Origin of the sequence: Nocardia abscessus NBRC 100374 (assembly GCF_000308455.1) — a bacterium.
Lineage (GTDB): Bacteria > Actinomycetota > Actinomycetes > Mycobacteriales > Mycobacteriaceae > Nocardia > Nocardia abscessus.
In genome coordinates, this window is sequence record NZ_BAFP01000113.1 from 46,539 (window position 1) to 67,590 (window position 21,052).

At 70.9% G+C, this 21,052-nt stretch carries 16 protein-coding genes and 2 pseudogenes; 10 read left to right on the forward strand and 8 right to left on the reverse strand.

The window, feature by feature from the left end:
• Positions 1-38 precede the first annotated feature (38 nt).
• Positions 39-1,118 carry a mannose-1-phosphate guanylyltransferase gene (manB, locus tag ON19_RS23530; RefSeq protein WP_043696952.1) on the forward strand — a complete coding sequence of 360 codons (1,080 nt, stop codon included), beginning with the start codon at positions 39-41 and terminating at the stop codon, positions 1,116-1,118.
• Positions 1,119-1,246: 128 nt separating this feature from the next.
• On the opposite strand, the gene ON19_RS23535 is transcribed toward manB, so the two are convergent.
• Positions 1,247-2,842, reverse strand: a complete 1,596-nt coding sequence (locus tag ON19_RS23535) for a carboxylesterase/lipase family protein (protein ID WP_083899576.1) — start codon at positions 2,840-2,842, stop codon at positions 1,247-1,249.
• A 296-nt stretch (positions 2,843-3,138) separates the two neighbouring features.
• Between ON19_RS23535 and ON19_RS40620 the strand changes: the two genes are divergently transcribed.
• A complete protein-coding gene (locus tag ON19_RS40620) occupies positions 3,139-3,366 on the forward strand; it encodes an FmdB family zinc ribbon protein (protein WP_043696959.1) in 228 nt (75 codons plus the stop codon).
• Between the two features lie 21 nt (positions 3,367-3,387).
• On the opposite strand, the gene ON19_RS23545 is transcribed toward ON19_RS40620, so the two are convergent.
• The 4 genes from ON19_RS23545 to ON19_RS23560 all read right to left on the reverse strand — a co-directional run bounded on the left by ON19_RS23545 (position 3,388) and on the right by ON19_RS23560 (position 7,380).
• Positions 3,388-3,663 (reverse strand): Rdx family protein, encoded by a 276-nt coding sequence (locus tag ON19_RS23545; RefSeq protein WP_043696962.1) that lies wholly within the window; start codon positions 3,661-3,663, stop codon positions 3,388-3,390.
• A gap of 18 nt (positions 3,664-3,681) precedes the next feature.
• Positions 3,682-4,071 (reverse strand): YchJ family protein, encoded by a 390-nt coding sequence (locus ON19_RS23550; protein WP_043696965.1) that lies wholly within the window; start codon positions 4,069-4,071, stop codon positions 3,682-3,684.
• Positions 4,072-4,442: 371 nt separating this feature from the next.
• Complete coding sequence (locus tag ON19_RS23555) at positions 4,443-4,928, reverse strand: hypothetical protein (protein WP_043696968.1); 486 nt, start codon at positions 4,926-4,928, stop codon at positions 4,443-4,445.
• A 7-nt stretch (positions 4,929-4,935) separates the two neighbouring features.
• Positions 4,936-7,380: an ATP-binding protein gene (locus ON19_RS23560; RefSeq protein WP_051169222.1), complete on the reverse strand. Its 2,445-nt coding sequence runs from the start codon at positions 7,378-7,380 to the stop codon at positions 4,936-4,938.
• A 435-nt stretch (positions 7,381-7,815) separates the two neighbouring features.
• Between ON19_RS23560 and ON19_RS23565 the strand changes: the two genes are divergently transcribed.
• The 8 genes and pseudogenes from ON19_RS23565 to ON19_RS45010 form a co-directional block, all read left to right on the forward strand.
• A complete protein-coding gene (locus tag ON19_RS23565) occupies positions 7,816-10,683 on the forward strand; it encodes an SWIM zinc finger family protein (RefSeq protein ID WP_043696971.1) in 2,868 nt (955 codons plus the stop codon).
• On the forward strand, positions 10,680-11,780 hold the full coding sequence (locus ON19_RS23570; protein ID WP_043696974.1) for an ATP-binding protein: 1,101 nt from the start codon (positions 10,680-10,682) through the stop codon (positions 11,778-11,780). Before ON19_RS23565 ends, ON19_RS23570 begins: the two co-directional genes overlap by 4 nt.
• On the forward strand, positions 11,777-14,191 hold the full coding sequence (locus ON19_RS23575; protein WP_043696978.1) for a DUF5682 family protein: 2,415 nt from the start codon (positions 11,777-11,779) through the stop codon (positions 14,189-14,191). The genes ON19_RS23570 and ON19_RS23575 overlap by 4 nt, the downstream gene beginning before the upstream one ends.
• Before the next feature lie 29 nt (positions 14,192-14,220).
• Positions 14,221-15,378, forward strand: a complete 1,158-nt coding sequence (locus ON19_RS23580) for a VWA domain-containing protein (RefSeq protein WP_043696981.1) — start codon at positions 14,221-14,223, stop codon at positions 15,376-15,378.
• Positions 15,379-15,715: 337 nt separating this feature from the next.
• Positions 15,716-15,883: pseudogene (locus tag ON19_RS43930) on the forward strand (helix-turn-helix domain-containing protein); the annotation flags it as partial.
• Positions 15,884-15,976: 93 nt separating this feature from the next.
• The gene (locus ON19_RS23585; protein ID WP_255218406.1) at positions 15,977-16,555 is read left to right on the forward strand and encodes a DUF5753 domain-containing protein; all 579 of its coding nucleotides are present in this window, start codon (positions 15,977-15,979) and stop codon (positions 16,553-16,555) included.
• A 2-nt stretch (positions 16,556-16,557) separates the two neighbouring features.
• Positions 16,558-16,767, forward strand: coding sequence for a DUF397 domain-containing protein (locus ON19_RS23590; RefSeq protein WP_043697035.1), 210 nt, complete (start codon positions 16,558-16,560; stop codon positions 16,765-16,767).
• A gap of 62 nt (positions 16,768-16,829) precedes the next feature.
• Positions 16,830-17,111, forward strand: a pseudogene (locus tag ON19_RS45010) (DUF397 domain-containing protein); the annotation flags it as partial.
• Here the strand turns inward: ON19_RS45010 and ON19_RS23595 are convergent.
• The 3 genes from ON19_RS23595 to ON19_RS23605 all read right to left on the reverse strand — a co-directional run.
• The gene (locus ON19_RS23595; protein WP_043696988.1) at positions 17,020-19,548 is read right to left on the reverse strand and encodes an ABC transporter permease; all 2,529 of its coding nucleotides are present in this window, start codon (positions 19,546-19,548) and stop codon (positions 17,020-17,022) included. The pseudogene ON19_RS45010 and the gene ON19_RS23595 overlap by 92 nt on opposite strands.
• Positions 19,549-19,582: 34 nt before the next feature.
• Positions 19,583-20,359, reverse strand: a complete 777-nt coding sequence (locus ON19_RS23600) for an ABC transporter ATP-binding protein (RefSeq protein ID WP_051169224.1) — start codon at positions 20,357-20,359, stop codon at positions 19,583-19,585.
• 80 nt (positions 20,360-20,439) lie between these two features.
• Positions 20,440-21,052: hydroxymethylglutaryl-CoA lyase-like TIM-barrel protein (locus ON19_RS23605; RefSeq protein WP_043696991.1), on the reverse strand; the 613-nt coding region annotated here is incomplete at its 5' end.

The window sequence follows — 21,052 nt, forward strand, 5'->3', positions numbered from 1 at the left end:
GGCGGCGGCGAGTACGACCTTGTGAACAGGGGAGCTTGATGGCAGGAAATACAGGCACCGACGCGGTGATCCTGGTCGGCGGGCAGGGCACGCGGCTGCGGCCGCTGACCCTTTCGGCGCCCAAGCCGATGCTGCCGACGGCCGGGCTGCCGTTCCTGACCCATCTGCTCGCCCGCATCGCGGAGGCCGGGATCACCCATGTGGTGCTGGGCACGTCGTTCAAGGCCGAGGTGTTCGAGGAGCACTTCGGCGACGGCTCGGACCTCGGCCTGGAGATCGAGTACGTCACCGAGACCGAGCCGCTCGGCACCGGCGGCGCCATCCGCAACGTGCTACCCAAGTTGCGCGCGGACAACGTGATGGTGTTCAACGGCGACGTGCTCGGCGGCACCGACCTCGGCGCGGTGCTCGACACCCACGAGTCGACCCGTGCCGACGTGACACTGCACCTGGTGCGGGTCAGCGACCCGCGAGCGTTCGGCTGTGTGCCCACCGACGAGAACGGCCGGGTCACCGCGTTCCTGGAGAAGACCCAGGACCCGCCGACCGACCAGATCAACGCCGGGTGCTACGTCTTCCGCCGCGAGTACATCGAGAAGATCCCGGCCGGGCGTCCGGTGTCGGTGGAGCGCGAGGTGTTCCCGGCGCTGCTGACCGAGGGCGCCCGCGTCCAGGGTTACGTCGACGCTTCCTACTGGCGCGACATGGGCACTCCCGAGGACTTCGTCCGCGGCTCCGCCGACCTGGTCCGCGGGATCGCGCCCTCCCCGGCCCTGCCAGGTCAGCGTGGCGAATCGCTGGTCCACCCTGGTGCGGGCGTCGCACCGGGCGCGCTGCTGATCGGCGGCACGGTGGTCGGCCGCGGCGCCGAGATCGGCGCGGGCGCGCGTCTGGACGGCGCGGTCGTCTTCGACGGCGCGGTGATCGAGGCCGGCGCCACGGTCGAGCGCACCATCATCGGCTTCGGCGCGCGCATCGGCCCGCGCGCGCTCGTCCGCGACGGCGTCATCGGGGACGGGGCGAATATCGGCGCCCGGTGCGAACTCCTGCGCGGGGCGCGCGTATGGCCGGGCGTGGAGATCCCCGACGGCGGCATTCGCTTCTCGACCGACGTCTGAGGCGCGACGCGTGCGGTATCGAGGGCCGGACGTCATCGGAATCGCACGGTCGGCGTGGAGTTGATTCCGGAGCCACCGACCGCCCCGTCGCGAGTATTCACCCCGACGGCGGGTGCGAAGAGCGCCCGCTAGGAGAAGCCGACGGCCTGTTGGCCCCAGGCGGTGTGCAGGTCACGGTCCGGGTCGTCGACCACTCGATCGACGCTGTCGATGAGCAGGGTGGTGCGGGCGGCGGGCCGGTAGGGCGGCCAGTGTTTGGAGCCGTCGAGGGCGGCGGGGACGCCATGGGCGGCGAAGGCCAGCCAGCGGCGCATCATGCGTCCGGAGACCTCCATGGCCGCTCTGCGACCACCGAGCCAGAAGGTCGGGTCGAGGTTGAGCGTGCCGAAATTGCCGAAGACGTACGGCAATTCGGTGGCGTGACCCGCGCCGACCCGGGCCGCCCGCAGCATCGGGGTGGCGTAGTCGAAGCGGTACATCCAGGTCGGCGAGTGCTCGGCATGACCGTCGGCCACCCAGTGCGCAGGCATCCGGAACGCGGCGTCGGTGGACATCGCCAGCGCTCCGCGGGCCTTGTTCAGATCGGGATAGGCGGAGGTGATCTCGGCGACGCGCTCCGCGGACATCTCCGGGTGCCCCGCCGCGACGTCCCGCAGCATCGCGTTCACCGCGTCGGGGGTCACCGGCATGATCGGCGAACGCAGCAGCCGGAACAGCGACGCCTCGTCCTTGTTGGTGCCGATGATCAGCGGCACCCGATGGGAGCCTCCGCGCTGGAACCGGTCGATCGGGTAGGTCGGCAGCAGATCGCCGTCCACCACGGGCGCGGCCGCCAGCCTGCCCGGCTCCTTCAGCGGAATCTCGTCCAGCAGGACGCCCGCCGCCGCGATGATCCGCTCGATCGGGCATTCCAGCAGTTCCTTGGCCCTGGTCGCGGGCAGTTCGATCAGCTCGAGGAATCGCTGCGCCACCGTGGCCGCCCGTTCCGGCCCGAACACCGTGGTCGCGGGCGGACTCTGCGCGATCGCCTTGTGGAACAGCCCGGCGGCGCGGGGTGCGGTGAGCAGCGCGGTGACGCAACCCGCGCCGGAGGACTCGCCGAACAGCGTGACGTTGCCGGGATCGCCGCCGAACGCGGCGATGTTGTCGCGCACCCATTCCAGCGCGGCGATCTGGTCGTGCAGGCCGAGGTTCGGTGCGAAGTCGTCGCCGAGCGAGGACAGGTCGAGGAAGCCGAGCGCGCCGAGCCGGTAGTTGACCCCCACGACCACGACGTCGCCGGCCGCGGCCAGCTTGCGCCCGTCGTAGATCTGCTGCGCGGCGGTGCCGAGGCAGTACGCTCCGCCGTGCAGCCAGACCAGGACCGGGCGCGGCTCGGCGTCCGGGACGCGGGCGGGATCGCCGGTCTCGGGCCGCGGTGACCACACGTTGAGCCAGAGACAGTCCTCACCCATGGTGAGGCCCGAGTCGATGGGGACCATCGTGCCCATCGTCTGCGGCGCGATCTGCCCGTAAGAGGTGCAGTCGCGCACTCCGTCCCAGGGCTGCGGGGGCTCGGGCGGGGCGAAACGGGCCGGGCCTGCGGGCGCCGCCGCGTACGGGACGCTGCGCCAAACGGAAATCGAACCTTCGCGCAGGCCGCGCACATCGCCGCAAGCCGTTCGCGCGATGGGCTCGGCGAAACCGTCGGGACCGGGCACCGCCTCGGAGAACTGAGCGCGCATCGCAGACCTCCTCATACTTCTTTTTCGAGAGTACGTCGAAGATCAGTACGGCAACGTTTCGATGCCGAGACATTGCTGCGTCGGCTGCTATTCATCCGCTGTTCAGGCCCCTGCCCAGAGTGCGGTGTCGAATCGGTCACGTCGGCCGGGACCGCGCCCGACGCGTCAGCTAGCTGAAGAATTGCCATTGTCTGCGGCGCGTGGCGGTCAGGTGGCGACCTCAATCCCCTATCCACAACCGGCTCGAGGTTCGCCGCCGACGTACGCGCCGACGATCGAGGACCTAAACTGAGCGGATGCCGAGTTACAGCTACCGGTGCCGCAGCTGCGGCGACACGTTCGAGGTGACCCGCCCGATGGCGGAGGCGTCGGCGCCCGCGACCTGCCCGACCGGCCACGACGACACGGTCAAGTTGCTGACCACCTTCGCCACCGTCTCCAGGGGTGGCGGGAGCGCGCCCGCGCCGAGTTCCGCTGCGCCCCCGGCCGGCGGCGGCTGCTGTGGTGGCGGCTGCTGCGGATGACCCGGTGCGGCCGGTGCGGTCTCAGTCGCGCCGGTCGACGTGGCCGAGGTCGCGCTCGGGGGCGACCCGGTCGCGCACCCGCTGCTTCAGCACCGCGATGTCGGGAAATCCGCCGTCGGCCTTGCGCTCCCAAATCTGCTCGCCGTCGACGGTGATCCGGTAGATCCCGCCCGAACCCGGGACGAGCGCGACTTCGTCCAGGTCGGTGGCGAACGTGCTGAGCAGTTCCTGCGCCATCCAGCTCGCCCGCAGCAGCCAGCGGCATTGGGTGCAGTACTCGATCGCGACGCGGGCCATGCCCGTCGACGCTACCGGTCAGGCGTCGTGCGTGCCGTCCAGGTACACCCAGGCGCCGTCGGACCGGGCGAACCTGCTGGCCTCGCGCAGTGCGCCGCGGCCGTCCGCGTCCCGGTAGTGCGCGACGAACTCCACCGTGCCGGTCTCGTCGAACAGTCCACCGCGGTCGGTCCGGGTGATCTCCAGGAACAGCCAGCGCTGCGCCGGATCGAGGGTCAGCTCGCGCGGGCGGGTGCGCGGGTGCCAGGAACGCAGCAGATAGTCGACCTCGCCCACCGCGAACGCGGTGTAGCGCGACTGCATCAGCGCTTCGGCGGTCGCGGCCGGACGCTCGCCGCGCAGCACCGGGCCACAGCACTCGTCGTATGCGTCACCGCGCCCGCACGGGCACCGTCGTGCTCCGCTCACGCTGTCTCCTCTCCGGCCCGAGCGCGACCCGTCGGGGTCGTGCTGTGCGACCACCTCCGGTGGGAGCCGGTCATGCCATCTCCCGTCCGTGCTCGGCCGGGTCCCTCATGATCGCCGTGTGGCACCGCCTCCGGCAAACCTGAGAGCCGCACGCCGTCGCGGCTCCGCACAGAGCGCAGCCCGGCGTGGTCACGCTCCGCCGCGGACGTCGATCCTGGTCACTCGTGCCGCGCCTGCCCGTTCAGGTGAACCGAGGAACCACGTGGCCGGGCCACCTCGGGGCCGACGCGGCTCATGCCCTCGATCTCGCCGCCGAATCATGGTCGACCCTCGTCGCACACCCGCAACCAGGCGCGCGCGATCGCCGGGCGTCAATCCCGATGCGCGTCCACCGCCGCCAGGTCCGCGGCCAGGGCGACCGTCTGCTCCCGCCAGCGCCGCAGATCGGTGACGCTCGGCGCGAGTTCGTAGTCGTGGTGGTGGGCGGCGCGCGAGAGGGCGGCCCAGAGCACCGCCACGCGCGCCGCCACCTCCGGTCCCGCGAAGGCGCGCAGCGCGATCAACTGCGCCCGCATCGGGCAGCGGATCAGCGCGGGCGCCAGGCGCAGCCACAGGTCGTCCACGGCCTGTTCCAGGGCGATCCGCAGAATCCAGGCGGTCGCCCGCGACCACAAGCCGCCCGCGTCGGTCACCGATCCGCCGAGCAGCAGATCGACGGTCTCCAGCCGCTCGGCGACCGACGGCCGATTCGCCCGCGGCGGGTGCGCGCCGTTCTTCCGCCGCTGCCCGTGCCGGGAACCACGGCCGCCCTCCGCGGGCCCGCGGCGCGCGCCGACCGGCCGACGCCGCCCGCTCATCGGCGCTTCACCGAACCAGCCACGCGACGAACTTCTCCGTCTCACCGATCAGCTCGCGCATGTCGCGCCCGATCGGCACGTGCGCGCCCGCCGTGGCGTCGCGCAGGGCGTCCACCACCCACCGTCCTTCGCGCGCGATGAGGTTCTTGTTCAGGTCGTCGACCTTGCTGCCGACCCCGAACACCGCCAGCGCCACCTTCGCCCTGGTCGAGTGCGCGGCATCGATGTGGCGTTCCACCTCGTTGTGGTTCATGCCCGCGGCGAGCAGGGTGCGCCGCGCCCTGGCCAGACTGGCCGCCTCCACCGCCGAGCGGCAGCACGTGGCCACCAGTTCGTCGGCGATCGCCGCGGGCAACTGCGGGGTGCGCACCAAGGCGCGCGCGTCGTCCAGATAGCGGCGGATCGGGTCGCTGGACACCCGCACCTCGACCACCGAGCGGTCGCGGCGCTGCACCTCGAGCACGGTGGCGTCCAGCTGCATCCGCCGCACCGCCTCGGCGAGGCGCTCGTCATGGGTGAACACCACCACCTGACGGCTCCAGGCGACCGTGGCGAGCACTTGCGCCAAGCCGTCCACCTTGGCCGGGTCCATCGCCTGCACCGGGTCGTCGATCATGACGAAGCGGAACGGGCTCTCCTCCACCGTCGCTCGCGGCAGGAACAGCGACAGCCCGAGCGCGTGCAACTCGCCTTGGCTCATCACACCCAAGGCGGCGCCGTCCACCTCGTCCACGGTCACGTCCAGCAGGACGCGGCGCGCGGTGCCCGCGTTGCCCTGCAGGCGGATCGCGCCCAATTCGACGTTGCTCTGCTGCCGCAGCGTGCGCCAGACCCAGCGCGCCGTCGTTTCCAGCGGCGTCATGCGTTCACCGCGCAGCCCAGCGGTGGCCGACTTCAGCCAGTCCTCGGCCTTCTTCACCGTGCGCAGTTCCGCCGCGTGCGCGGCCACCTCGCGGGCGCCATCCAGCCAGGCCACGATCCGCGGCACCAGGGGCGTCCACACCTCGTCCAAGCGGTCGAGCTCCTTGCGGGTGCCCTGCTGCAGCAAGTCGAGTTCGTCGACCAGCCGCGCGTGCGCGACGCGCAGACGTTCAGGCAGGTCAGGGGTGTATTCGGTGGTGGTGAGCGCGGCCCAGTCGGCCCAGGCCCTGCGCACCGCCGTGGTGTCCACCGACGGAGGATTGCGCGGATCGAAATCAAGTTCGGCGGGAACGAGGTCGGGAAGCGCCCGCGCGGCCCGCACGGCGTTGCCGAGCTCGATGCGGGCGGTGGTGAGCGCGTCCACCCGGGCGGCCAGCCGCTCGATGGCCGCGTCGGTCTCGCGTACCCACGCCTCGTCGAGTGCGCCGCGGCCGCACACCGGGCACGGGCAGGTTCCACTCGCCGCCTGGTGCTCGCGCGCTTTGCGCAGCAGGTCGAGCAGGCGCAGATCGGCTTCGGCGTCGGCGGTGGCGCCCTGTGCGAGGGCAGCGCCGCACGCCTCGAGCCGGGCTGCCACGGCTTGCACTTCGGCGTCGTCGGGCAGCGCGAGCCGCACGATCGCGCGCAGGCCGTCCGGTCCGGCCGGGTCGTCCACCACACCCAGCACTTCACGGCCCACGGCCGCCAGATCCGGCTGGGCGGGCCGCAGCAGCCCGGCCACCCGGACCGCGCGGTCGTCGGCCACCGACGCCAGCAGCTCCAGCAGCTCCAGCCGTTCCTGACGCGAATCCCGCACGGCGCGTTCCAGTTGCAGCCGGCGCATCCGGATCCGCTCCTGCGCCAGGGTGAGCTCGTCGAGCCCGAGCAGTTGGTGCAGCGCGTCGAACAGGTCGCTCGGCTTCCCGTCCACCAGCGCACCGAGCTCGCTGTAGGAAAGGAACGGGCGGTAGAGCTCGAGCTGTGCCGCCCAGCGATCGGTGTCGAATACGCTCGGCGACGCGGGCGGATACCGCTGGGTCCAGTGCGCGTCCGACAGATCCGCGCCGGGCGCCCATTCCTTGGTGATGGTGAGCCGGGGCGCGTCGCCCGCGGTGAGCAGCTCCAGCTCGATGCGCGCGGCCGCGCCCTCGTGCAGGTTGCGCCAGCCTTCTCGCCAGGCCGCCGATCGGCCGTCCCAGCGGCGGTTACCGCCGGTCAGGGCCAATTCGGCGGCCTCGGCGAAGCTGGATTTACCGCTGCCGTTGCGACCGACCACGAGCGTGAGACCCGGACCGGGCGGCAGTTGGAGCGTCGTCTCCGGACCGATGCCGCGGAAGCCGCACACCCGGATAGCGCTGAGGAAGATCCCGGAGTGATCGAATGTCGTTGTCGCGTCATCCGATTCGGCGGCGCCGAGAGCGCGCAGGACGGTCCGGGTGACCGAGGGCGTGACCGCCGGGTCCTCCCCGAGGCGCCGGGTCACCACCTCCGAGAGCCGGGGCGTGGCGTCCGCGGGACCGGCGGCCTGGACAGCGTCGGGATCCAGGCGCATGCGAAAAATCCCCTCCACCATCGAGCCGCACACGCCTCCGACCCCGTGCGCGGCGCCTTGTCGAAGCTGTGCGAAACGCTACCCGATCACGTTCGAATCGCACACCGCGCCCATGCGAATCTGCCCGCGGGGATGGAAATATGGTCATCGAAACGCCTGCGCCGCGTCTCGATGTCCACCCCTCGCGCCAACCCCGGCGGGCAGCCTCGATGGTGTCGACACCCGTTCCGGGTGGCTCGGTCGAGCCGAACAGGACAGAATGCCAGAGCGCCCCGATCAGCGCAAGATCGTCCGATCGGCGAATATGACGCCGGGGCAAGCGGTTCCGTTCCCGGCGCGGCACCGGCGGCCGCACTTGTCGGTGCGCTGGGGTAGAAATCCGGTCAACCGAGCAACGAAGGAAGCGATGAGGCACCACCGAGCCGGAGCCGCGCGATGACGACGCCGTGGACCGAAGACCAGGTCACGGCGTTGGCGCCGGACGCGAGTTCGCTGTCGGCGGCGCGCAAGCTGGTGAACCGCTGGCACGAGAGCGGGCAACACGGCGCGGCGCTGTGGGGTCGGTGCCAAGGCAGCGGGGCCACGCCGTACCAGACGATCGTCGACCTGTCCGGTCCGGCGTACCGGTGTTCGTGCCCGAGCCGCAAGTTCCCCTGCAAGCACGCACTGTCGCTGTTGCTGCGCTGGGCCGCGGGCGAGGTCGCCGCGACCGCGGAGCCCGCGGACTACGCGGCGTCGTGGATCGGCGGACGCGCGGCGCGCGCCGCGACCGCCGACCGCACCCGCACCCCGAACCCGGCCACCGCCGAACAGCGGCGGGTACGAGTGACCGCGGGGCTGGAGGAACTCGACGTCTGGCTCGGTGATCAGGTGCGCACCGGGCTCGCGCAGGCCGATCGCTCCTATCGCGCCTTCGAGGCCGTCGCCGCCAGGATGGTCGACGCTCAGGCCCCTGGGCTCGCCTCCGCCTTGCGCAGGCTCCCGACAGCCGTGGCCACCAGGACCGACTGGCCCGACGTGGTGCTGCGGGAATACGCGCGGATGCACCTGCTGATCGCCGCACATCGGCAGCTCGACGCGGTAGCGCCCGCACTGCGCGCCAGCATCCGAACGCACGTCGGATACCCCAGCCCGGCCGAGGCGGTGCGCGCCGAAGCTCCGGTCCGGGACCGATGGATGGTGTTCGGCCTGCGGATCACCGAGGAAGAACGCCTCTACACCCGCCGTGCCTGGCTGTACGGGCGGGAAACCGGGCGCTGGGCGCTGGTGGTCGATCATTCCTTCGGTTCGCCCGGCTTCCCGGCCGACGTTCCCGCGCTCGGGCAACTGGCCGACGCCGAGCTGCATTTCTATCCGGGCGCCGCACCGCTGCGAGCACTGTGGGGTGAACGGCACGGCGCCGCCGAACCCTTCACCACAATGCCCGCCGAAGCCGGCCGGGCCGCCACGATCGCCGCCGCGCTGGGCGCGCACGCGTCCGCGCTGGGCGCCGACCCGTGGCTGCGTTCATGGCCGATGCTGCTGGCCCGCGTGGTACCCACCCGGACCGAACAGGGTTGGTACGTCACCGAATCCGACGGCACGGCGCTGCCGATCCGACCGGGCGAACAGCCTTGGACGCTGATGGCCGTCTCCGGCGGTCACCCCGTGACCGTGGTCGGCGAGTGGAGCCCCGACGGGTTGGCGCCGATTTCGGTGTTCACCGCGGGCGAGGTGACCGACCTGACGCCCACCGAAACCTTCGGCCGCGACGCGCCCCGTCCGCCTGCCGGGTCGTCCGCGAGCGCGGACCTCACCTCCGTCGCGCTGCTGGGCACCGCGCGCCGGGCCCCGGATCTCACCGCGCTGGCGCCCCCGATCGCGCGCGCTGCCGAGCGATTGCCGATAGACCCCGCGTTGCGGCTGCTCGAATCCGCGGCGCTGCACGACCTTTTCCGCCGGGGCGGGGTCGCGCCCGCCACCGCGGCGGCACCGGAAGCCGCGGCGGACGATCCGCGCCCGATGCTGCCGCGCCCGGCAGCCGCCCGCTTGGCGCGCATGCTGCGGGAGCGCTCGGCATTCCTTCCCGAGTGGTTCGACGCGGCAGCGCCGCACGACTATCGGGCCCCGGACGCGCTCTGCGAGCAACTGCTCGAGCACGCGAAGATCAACGCCACCTTGCGGGAGCCGCTGCTGCGCCTGGCGGGCACTCGGGGCAGCTGGCTGGCGGCCCGGCATCCGGACTGGCACGACCTGGTGCGGCACCCGTCGCCCGCGTCCGAACGCTCCACGGACACCTGGCTGTTCGGTCAGCCCGCCGAGCGGCGCGACTGGCTCGCCGCCCTCCGGCGCGACGACGCCGAGGCGGCCAGGACGACGCTCACCGCGGCGTGGCCGAAGGAAACCGGGCCGCTGAAGGCCGAACTGCTGGCCCTGCTCGCCGACGGACTCGGGCCCGACGACGAGCCCCTGCTGGAAACGGCGCTGGACGACCGGCGGGCGGACGTGCGCCGCACCGCCGCCGGACTGCTCGCGCTGCTCCCGGAATCGGCGTTCAGCCTGCGCATGCGCGGCCGGGCGAGCGCGTGGCTGCGCGCCGAGCACCGGATGCTGCACACACACGTCGTTCTCGCTCTTCCCGACGCGCTCGACGCCGCCGCGCAGCGCGACGGAATCAGCGATCGCACAACCGAATTCGCCTACCGCTGGAACGGCGCGCCCGACGTGTCCGCGGCGCGGCTGCGGCAGGTGGTCGCCGCGACTCCACTGACGCACTGGACCGGTGTGCTGGGCACGCCGCAGCAGGCGGTCCGCGCCACCATCGAGGACCGGTTCCGCCAGCCGGTCTTCGACGGCTGGGTGGACGCCGCACTGGCCCAGCGCGATTCGGCGTGGGCGCGGGCGCTGTTCGAAGCCGGTGTGCCCACCGACCTGGCGATGTTGCGCAGGCGCGAGCTGTTCGCGCTGCTGCCGCTGCGGGACCGGACCGCGCACCTGGGGCGGCTGGACGGCTCGTGGCTCTCGGAGATCGAGGCGCTGCTGCCCGCGATGGGCCATCCGTGGCCGGAAGCGCTCGCCCAGCACGTGGTCCTGCTGCTCTTCGAACGGGCGCGGGCGGCGGCGCGCCGTCCCGAGACGCACGGCGCGTCGCCGAACGCGCACCGATCGCTGCTCGCCACGGCCGCCGTCCACCTCCCGATCACCGCCGCGGGCAGCCTGTCCGCGGTGGCCCGCCGATGCGACGATCCCGCCTGGGAGCGCGCCTTCGACCAGCTCGCCCACGATCTCAACCACCGCTCGATGATGCTCGAGGAGTTGCAGTGACGACCACCGACCCCACACCGGCCCTGCTTCGTCCGCACGCCGAGCAGGCGTACGCCGACGAACTGCGCGCCCTCGCCGCCGCCGACGACCGGACCCGCCCGCCCTCGTGGCGGTTGTCGCCCTGGGCGGTGGTCACCTACCTGCTCGGCGGCACCCTCGGCGACGGCACCGTGATCACCCCGAAGTACGTCGGCCCGCGCAGGCTGATGGAAGTGGCGGTCGCGACGCTGGCCACCGACCGCGCGCTGCTGCTGCTCGGCGTGCCCGGCACCGCCAAAACCTGGGTCTCGGAACATCTTTCCGCCGCCATCAGCGGCGCCTCGACGCTGCTGGTGCAGGGCACCTCGGGCACCGCCGAGGAGGCGATCCGCTACGGCTGGAACTACGCGCGGTTGCTCGCGGAAGGACCGAGCGACGCTGCGCTGGTGCCGTCGCCGGTGCTCAACGCCATGCGGACGGGTTCCATCGCCCGGATCGAAGAGCTCACCCGCATCCCCTCGGACGTGCAGGACGCGCTGATCACCATCCTGTCCGAGAAGACCCTGCCGGTGCCCGAACTCGGCCGCGAAGTGCAGGCGGCCAAGGGCTTCAACGTCATCGCCACCGCCAACGACCGCGACCGCGGGGTGAACGAACTGTCCTCCGCGTTGCGCCGCCGCTTCAACACGGTGGTGCTGCCGCTGCCCGCGAGCGAGGACGAGGAGGTCGCCATCGTCAGCAGGCGGGTCGAGCAGCTCGGCTCCGCACTGGAACTGCCCACCGTGCCCGCCGCGGCCGAGGAGGTGCGGCGAGTGGTGCGGGTCTTCCGCGAGCTGCGTTCGGGCAGCACCGCCGACGGCCGCACCAAGCTCAAGTCGCCGTCCGGGACGTTGTCCACGGCCGAGGCGATCTCGGTGATCACCAACGGCATCGCGCTCTCGGCGCACTTCGGCGACGGCGTGCTGCGCGCCTCGGACATCGCGGGCGCGGTGCTCGGCTCGGTGATCAAGGACCCGGTGGCCGACGCGGTGGTGTGGACCGAATACCTGGAGGCCGTGGTCCGCGAGCGGCCCGACTGGGCGGATTTCTACCGCGCCTGCCGGGAGGTCACCGGGTGACCTCTCCCGCCGAATCCGCGCCGGTGACCAGGGTTTTCGGCATCCGCCACCATGGTCCCGGCTCGGCGCGCTCGCTGCGGCTGGCGCTGGCGGCGTTCCGGCCCGACCTGATTCTCATCGAGGGGCCCTCCGACGCCGATCCCCTGGTGGGCTACGTCGCGGCCGAGGGGATGACGCCGCCGGTCGCGCTGCTGGCGTACGTTCCCGACGCACCCGCCAAAGCCGCGTTCTGGCCGTACGCGGTGTTCTCCCCCGAATGGCAGGCACTGCGGTACGCCGTGGACCACGACGTGCCCGTGCGATTCTGCGACCTGCCCGCGTCGATAGTGCTCGCCACCGAGGACGAACCCGGCGACCGCTTCGATCCCCTCGCCGCGCTCGCCGAGGCGGGCGGCTACGACGACGCCGAACGCTGGTGGGACGCCGTCGTCGAATCCGTGCCCGACGCCGACGCGTTCGACCCGATCACCGAAGCGATGGCCGCGCTGCGGGAATCCGCCGAGCAGGACCGCCCGGCGCACCACCCGCCCTCGGTCACCGGACCCGCGGATGACTACCCCGCGGCCGCTGCGGGGCGAGGTCGATCCGAGCGCGACCAACCCGCACCCGCACAACCGTCGCAAGATCAATCCGCGGACGACTCGGCTCCGGAGTTCGATTCGGTCGCGGAGGCGGTTGCCGAATCGGCCCCCGTACGAGAAGCGCCACCCGAGCCGATCGTCCTCGATGCGCACACCCTGCGACGCGAGGCCTACATGCGCCAGACGATGCGCAAGGCGCTGAAGGACGGAGCGGTCCGGCTGGCGGTGGTGTGCGGCGCGTGGCACGCGCCCGCGCTCACCGGCGCGCTCGGGCCCGCCGCACCCGACGCCCGGTTGCTCAAAGGGCTTTCGAAGGCCAAAGCCAAGCTCACCTGGGTGCCGTGGACACATTCACGGTTGTCCACGACCTCCGGCTACGGCGCGGGTGTCACCTCGCCGGGGTGGTACCACCACCTGTTCACCGAGACCGAACGACCGATCGCCCGCTGGCTGACGAAGGTCGCCGGTGTGCTACGCGCCCACGACCTGCCCGTCTCCAGCGCGCACGTCATCGAGGCGGTCCGGCTCGCCGACACACTCGCCGCGCTGCGCGGCCGCCCGCTCGCCGGGTTGTCGGAGGTCACCGAGGCCACCCGGTCGGTGCTGTGCGGCGGAGACGAGACGATGCTGCGGTTGGTGATCGGCGAACTCGTCGTCGGCGAGGCGCTCGGCGCCGTTCCCGAGCAGACGCCGACCGTGCCGCTGGACGCGGACCTGCGCGCCACCATCCGGACGCTGCGAATGAAGCAGGAGCCCTCGGCCCGCACCGTCGACCTGGATCTGCGCAAGGAACGCGAGGTCGAACGATCGCGCCTGCTGCACCGGCTGCGGGTACTGGGCGTCGACTGGGGCACGCTCACCACCAGCGAGGTGCGCAGCACCGGCACCTTCCGGGAAACCTGGACGCTGCGGTGGCATCCCGAGTACGCGATTTCGATCATCGAGGCCTCGCGCTGGGGCACCACCATCCGCACCGCGGCGGAGGCGAAGATCCTCGACACCGCGGGCCGCGCCGACCGCTCCGTCGGCGACCTCACCGCCGCACTGGAAGTCGCGCTGCTGGCCGACCTCGGCGGGGCCACCGACGGATTGATCGCCCGGCTGGAGTCCACGGCCGCGCTGGACCACGACGTCACCCACCTTCTCGCCGCGCTGCCCGGCCTGATCCGCACACTGCGCTACGGCGATGTGCGCGGCACCGACACCAAGGCGCTGGCCCACGTCGCCGATGGCCTGCTGGTGCGCATCTGCGCGGGCTTGTCCGCCGCGGTCACCGGGTTGGACACCGACGCCGCCACCGAACTGCGCGGCCTGCTGGACGCGGCGCACACCGCGATACACACCAGGGACGACGGCTGGGCCACCGGCGAGTGGCTGGCCGCCCTGCGCCGCGTCGCCGACCGCGACGACGTGCACGGCGCGCTCGTGGGACGAGCCGTCCGCCTGCTCGCCGACGCGGGCCGCATCGATGACGCCGAATCCGCGCGCAGACTGTCCGCGGCCCTGTCGGTGGGCGCCACCGCCGCGGCGAAGGCGGCGTGGGTCGACGGGTTCCTCGGCGGCCGTGGCCTGCTGCTGGTCCACGATCGGGAGCTGTTGCGGCTCATCGATGATTGGTTGCGCGGGCTCGGGGACGACACGTTCGTCGAGACGTTGCCGCTGCTGCGCCGGACCTTCGGCGCGTTCGAATCGGGTGAGCGCCGCGCGATCGGACAGGCCGTCCGCGACGGCGGGTCCGTGGCCGCCGCGTCGGCCGTCGCGGGCATCGACGCGGACCGAGCCACAGCCGCGGTGCGCACCGCGGCGGAGATCTTGGGGGTCACGGTATGAGCGATCGGGCAGCGGGGCGAGGACACGGCATGAGCGACGACGCACAGTCCCGCCGTTGGCGATTGGTGCTCGGCGCGGCTGCGGAGGAAGGGCTCGGCGGGCTGGGTTCCGGCGCGGACGCGGCCATGGACCGGGCGCTGTCGGCGCTGTACAACACCGATGACGAGACCTCGCCCGGCAAGCGCACCGGTGGTTTGCAAGGTTCCGCGCCGCGCGTGGCCCGCTGGCTCGGCGACATTCGCAGCTACTTCCCCGCCACCGTCGTCGAGGTCATGCAGCGCGACGCCGTGGAGCGACTGGATCTCACGCAGTTGCTGCTGGAGCCGGAACTGCTCGAGGCGGTGGAGCCGGACGTGCACCTGGTCGGCACGTTGCTGAGCCTGAACCGGGTGATGCCCGAGACCACCAAGGCGACCGCGCGCATGGTGGTGGAGAAGGTGGTGCGGGAGATCGAGCAGCGCGTCGCGGCGCACACTGTCACCGCGGTCTCCGGTGCGCTGAACCGCGCCGCCCGCGTCACCCGGCCGAAATTGCGCGATATCGACTGGAACCGCACTATTCGCAAGAACCTCGCCACCTACCTGCCCGAGCACCGCACCGTGGTACCCGAACGGCTGGTCGGCTACGGCCGCAAGGCGCAGGCGGTGCGGCGCGACGTGGTGCTGGCCATCGACCAGTCCGGTTCGATGGCCGCCAGCGTGGTGTACGCGTCGGTGTTCGGCGCGGTGCTGGCCTCGATGCGGTCGCTGCGCACGTCGCTGGTGGTCTTCGACACCGAGATCGTCGACCTGACCGACAAACTCGACGACCCGGTGGACGTGCTGTTCGGCACGCAACTCGGCGGCGGCACCGACATCAACCGGGCCCTCGCCTACTGCCAGTCCTTGGTCACCCGCCCGGCCGACACGTTGTTCGTCCTGATCTCCGACCTCTACGAGGGAGGTATCCGCGACGAGATGCTGCGCCGCGTCCGCTCGATGCAGGAGTCCGGCGTGCAGGTCGTCGTGCTGCTCGCCCTCTCCGACGACGGCGCCCCCGCCTTCGATCACGACAACGCCGCGGCCCTCGGCGCGCTGGGCATCCCGGCTTTCGCCTGCACGCCCGACAAATTCCCCACCCTGTTGGCCGTGGCCCTGGACCGCGGCGATGTCCAATCCTGGGCAAACGCCAACGCCGCGCACCATTAGCGCGGCACTTCCGATGTCCGGGGTCTGGCGACAGTCGGTTCTGCTACAGCTCGCGGCGATGGCCTCGACAGCGTATGCACAGGTCATAGTTCCTCCGCATCGGAGAAGTTGATGTCTCGGACTCGAACCCGCGGCGTTTCCGACGCCGACACACAGGAGACCACCGCGCCATCGGAGCTGGTAGCCCTATGTGGGAATCCCAAATACTTGCTGAAAATCCCAGCTTGCAGCCCAGTGCTCATGTAAGGATTCCCAGAGCGGGTGTACAAGACCACTTCGGAGGGGGAACGCAAGGTCAGAGGCCGGTAGCACGCTTCCACGGCGCCAGCTCGGTCGCTACCTGCGAGAGGCGCGCGAATCGATCGGCCTCACTCTTGTCGAGGCCGCCCAGTTGATGCAATGGGGGAAGTCCACTTTGCAGCGACTCGAGAAGGGGCAAACCGAGAAGATCCGTACGCACGACATCGTGTTGCTAGGCGAGATCTATCAATTGAAGCCGGAGGAGACCGCCGACCTGGTGGCGCTGGCCGAACAGACGGCGGTGAAGAACTGGTGGCACGACTACGGTTCGCTGATCTCACCGAACTTCGATGTTTACATGGGCCTGGAGTCGTCGGCTCGCGAGATGATGATGTTCCAGTCGTCCGCCATACCTGGCATCCTTCAGACTGCCGACTACGCACGCACTCTCGATCGCCTGTTCTTTCCCGACGATACCGGGGAAGAACTCGACAGACGGGTAGAGCTTCGCTTGCGTCGGCAAGGGGCGATCACCCGTAGAACGAACCCGGCCAAGCTGACGGCGATCCTGCACGAGTCGGCATTGCGCACAGTTGTCGGCTCTCCGAAGGTGACGGAAGCCCAAAATCGCCACCTTGCCGATCTGAGCACGAGGCCGAACATCGATATCCGGGTGCTTCCCTTCCGGGCCGGACTGCCGGTTGGATGGTCCACTGGCCCCTTCGTCATCCTGAACTTCGCACTGAACAGCAAAGGCGTGCCGATCGAACCCACCTTGGTCTATGCCGAGGCCTTCACCGGTGCGATGTACTTCGAGGACGCCGGTGATGTAGACAGATACCGTGACGCATACAGGATCCTCCTGCGCGCGGCGATGGAAGACCGGCCGAGTCGAGACCTGATGCGCGAGATCGCACGAAGCAGCAAGGGAGTATGAACGTGAACGTCGACCTATCCGCAGCACAGTGGTTCAAGAGCAGCCACAGCGGCGGAGGACAAGAGTGTGTAGAGGTCGCGTGGCTGGACGGCGGCATGGTCGGCGTCCGCGACTCGAAGAACCCGACCGGCCCCGCGCTGGTGTTCTCCCCCGGCGACTGGATTGGCTTCACTGCTGGCGTGGCGGGCGGCGAGTTCACTCGCGCTGGGTAACACGAAGAGGACTCCAGAGTGGAGACCAACCCATCCGGAGCCCCCCCTAGTTCAAGAGCAGCCACAGCGGCGGAGGACACGAGTGCGTGGAGGTCGCGTGGGTGGACGGCGACATGGTCGGCGTCCGCGACTCGAAGAACCCAGTACACGACCGGCAACGCGTAGATCCCGAGGTTGGGGCCGGAAGCTGGTCCTCATCGCCACTGAGCAGGAGCCCGTGCGGCGCACAGTGGCTGTGCGCCGCACGGTCTTTCAGAGATCGGCGATGGCAGCGAGCGGCGGCGTGCGCGCCGCGCGCACCGCGGGCCAGAGGGCGGCCAGCACCCCGACGACCGCCGAGCTGACCAGGACGAGCACGAGCTGGTTCCACGGGATGGCGATCTGGTCGAGGCCGAAGTCGCGCAGCGTGCGCAGGAAGCCGACCCCGAGGCCGAGCCCGAGCACCATGCCGACGATCGCGCCGAACACCGCGATGAGCATCGACTCCAGATAGATCGTGCGGCGCACCTGGGCACGCTGCATACCGACCGCGCGCAGCATGCCGATCTCCCTGCGCCGCTCCACCACCGACAGCGCGAGCGTGTTGACGATGCCCAGGATGGCGATCACCACCGCCAAGGCGAGCAGACCGTACAGGATGGCCAGCAGGGTGTTGATCTGCTTGCCCTGCGCGCCTTTGAACTCCTCGCGGTCCTGCACCTGCACCACGACGAACCGCTCGGTGGCCTTCTCCAGGTCGGCGCGCATCTGGGTGATGTTCGCGCCCGGCTGCGCCTTGATCAGCACCAGGAAATTGGTCCGGAAGTTGAGCGGGACCACCTCGTCGTAGACGGTCTGCGACACCACCATCGGACCGAGCAGCGGGTTCTTCTTGTACAGGCCGGTCACCGTGAGCGGAACCTTCTTGCCGTCGACGCTGGTCGGGGTCACCTGGTCGCCGACCTTCCAGCCACGGTCGGAGGCCTCGTCTTCCGACACGAGCACGTCGCGGGCCCCGAGCGTGTCGCTGCCGCGCACGATCTCGTAGTTCAGCACGCCGTTCAGCGGCCCGTCCGGCGATGTGGCGAACACCTGCTCGTCGCCGAGCTTGAAGCCGGCACCTCGCATCCCCACCGCTTGCTGCACTCCGGGCACGTCGGTGCGGGCGGCGTCGGCCGCAGCGAACGGCACGCCGAGCAACTGCGGTCCCGCCAGCACGTAGTCGGCTCGCACACCCTTGTCCACCAGCACACCGACGCTGGCCTTCGCCGACGCGCCCAGCATGCCGATCGCCGAGACGAGCATCAGCCCGAGGGTGAGCGCGAACGCGGTCGCGGCCGTGCGGCGGGGATTGCGCGACGCGTTGTTGCGCGCCATGCGGCCGATCGGCCCGAACGGGCGCACCAGCACCCCGAGCCCGCCGACCACCGGCCGCGACAGCGCCGGCGCGGCGAGCAGCACCGCGAAGATCAGGCCGAGCGCGCCGACCCCGACCGTGGCGGCCGCCGTGCCGCCGGTGCGCTGCGCACCCAGCACGACGAAGCCCACGCCGAGCACGGCGAGCGCCACACCGGAGGCGGTCCGCCAGCGCAGCGACTCGCCGGTGGACGCGAACTCCTCGCGCATGGCTTGCACAGGTGGGATCCGCGCGGCGCGGCGTGCGGGGGCGTAGGCGCTCACCACCGTCACCACGAGACCGACCAGCAGTCCGACCACGATGGTGCGTGGACGCACCGCCATCGATCCGGTCGGCAATCCGAGGTCGAACGCGTTCAGCACCGCCGACAATCCGAACGCGAGCGCGACGCCGGCCGCGAGACCGATCAGGCTGCCGATCAAGCCGATGACGAACGCCTCGGCCACCACCGACCGGCCGACCTGCTGCCTGCTCGCGCCCACCGCGCGCAGCAGCGCCAGCTCCCGCAAACGCTGCGCGACGATCATCGAGAAGGTGTTGTAGATGATGAACGTGCCGACGATCAGCGCGATCGCACCGAAGGCGAGCAGGAAGTAGTTGATGAAGTTGAGCGCGTTGGAGACTTCCTTCTTCAGGTCCGCGCGCACCTGGTCGCCGTTCTGCACCTTGTAGCCCGGCAGCTCCCTGGCCAGGTTGTCACGCAGTTCGTCGCCGGGAATGCCGGTGGCCGCGAGGTCGACGTAGGCGACGTGCAGTCCGTCGGTGAACAGCTTGCGCGCCTGCGTGTCGTCGAACAGCACCCCGATGAAACCGCCGGTGTCGGACGGCACCTCGTAGATCCCGGTGAGGGTCACGTCGATGGGATCGGCCTGGGAGGGGATGAGGATCTTGGTGCGGTCGCCGACCTTGAGCCCGGCTCGCTCGGCGCCGCCGGTGTTGAGCGCGATCTCGCCGGACCGGGCGGGCGGGACGCCCTGCAAAAACTTCTCCGGCTCCGCGACGGCCTTCCCCGGCGGCAGATACGACTTGCCGAGCGTAGGCACCCCGCCGGTCTGCACGGCTTTCTTGCCCGCCGGATCGAGCAGGACCACCGGTCCGTTCACGCTCGGCGCGACGGTGCGCACGCCGGGATACTTCACCAGCTCGTCCACCACGTTGTTCGGAATGCCCTGTGCCTGGCGCTCTTTCGGGCTCACCCGGACGTCGACGCCCTTCGCCTCGCCGGCGAAAATCCCGTCGAAGGTGCTCTGCAGCGTATCGGTGAACACGAACGAGCCCGCGATGAACGCGGTGCCGAGTACCACCGACAACAGCGTCAGCGCGAGCCGCACTTTGTGCGCGGCCAGATTGCGCAGCGCCACCTTCCGCATCGGACTTGCGGCCATCACACCCGCCCCCGAATCTTCCGCGACGACCCGGTCACGCCTGCTCCAACGCTTTCATCCGGTCGAGCACGGTGTCGGAGGTCGGATCACGCATCTCGTCGACGATGCGTCCGTCGGCCAGGAACACCACCCGGTCGGCGAACCCGGCCGCGTGCGGTTCGTGGGTGACGATCACGACCGTCTGCCGGAACTCGTCCACCGCGGCGCGCAGGATCGACAGCACCTCCTCCGAGGCGCGCGAGTCCAGGTTGCCGGTCGGCTCGTCGCCGAAGATGATCTCCGGCTTGCCCGCGAGGGCACGGGCGCAGGCCACCCGCTGCTGCTGACCGCCGGACAGCTCGCTGGGACGGTGGGTGAGCCGATCGACCAGCCCGAGCCGCTTCAGCACCGTGTCCAGCCACTCCTGGTCGGCCTTGCGCCCGGCGATGTCCAGCGGCAACGTGATGTTCTCCAGCGCGGTGAGCGTCGGCACCAGGTTGAACGCCTGGAAGACGAACCCGATCCGGTCCCGCCGCAGACGCGTCATCTGCTTGTCGGACAGGGTGGTCAGGTCGGTGTCGCCGATGCGGACGGCGCCGGAACTGGCGCTGTCCAGCCCGGCCAGGCAGTGCATCAGGGTCGACTTGCCCGATCCCGACGGGCCCATGATCGCGGTGAACTCCCCCTTCGCGAACTCGGCCGACACTCCGTCCAATGCCCTGACCTGGGTGTCACCCGATCCGTAGACCTTGGTCAGTTCGATAGCGTGGGCCGCGACATCGGTCGGAGCCGCCCTGTCGGCGATCTCGGCGCCCAAAGCTTGCGAAGTCATGCCGTCCAGTCTTACCGGCTCAGCTCCCGCACGCCATCAGGGAAGACCCTGTGTTTCGCGGTATGCCGCCGCAGGCTCCGCTAGGGGCGCTCCGTACCGACGACCCACTCGAAGGCCGATGCTTTCGATCGGGCGCCTTCCAGTGCGCGCGATCGGTTGGGCTCGCCGAGTTCGGCGAGCAGTTCCTCCGACAGGGTCGCCAGCGAGGCCAGTGTCGCGGGATCGAACCAATCCGGCCGGGTGGCGAAGAGGATGTCCTCGGAGGCGGTGTTGCCGCTCGCACCCGGGGCGAAGGGGCAGCCGCCGAGTCCGCCGAGAGCGCCGTCGACCATGTCCGCGCCGGCCGCGACCGCGGCGAGGGTGTTGGCCACGCCCATCCCCCAGGTGTCGTGGCCGTGGAAGACGATGCGTCGCGGGGGCGTGCGGTCGCGCACCGCGGCGACCAGCGCGGCGACCTGGCCGGGATGGGCCTGTCCCAGCGTGTCGGCCAGGACGATGTCGTCCGCGCCCTCGGTGCGCGGATCGCGGGCGATGGCCAGCACCCGCTCGGGGTCGACCGGGCCGTCGAAGGGGCAGGTGAAAGCCGTCGCCAAACACAACTGGATCGACCCGTCCACCCCGCGGGCCAGGCGCACCGCGTCGGGCATGGCGGCGAGGCTGTCGGCGGTGTCGCGTCCGATGTTCGCCCGATTG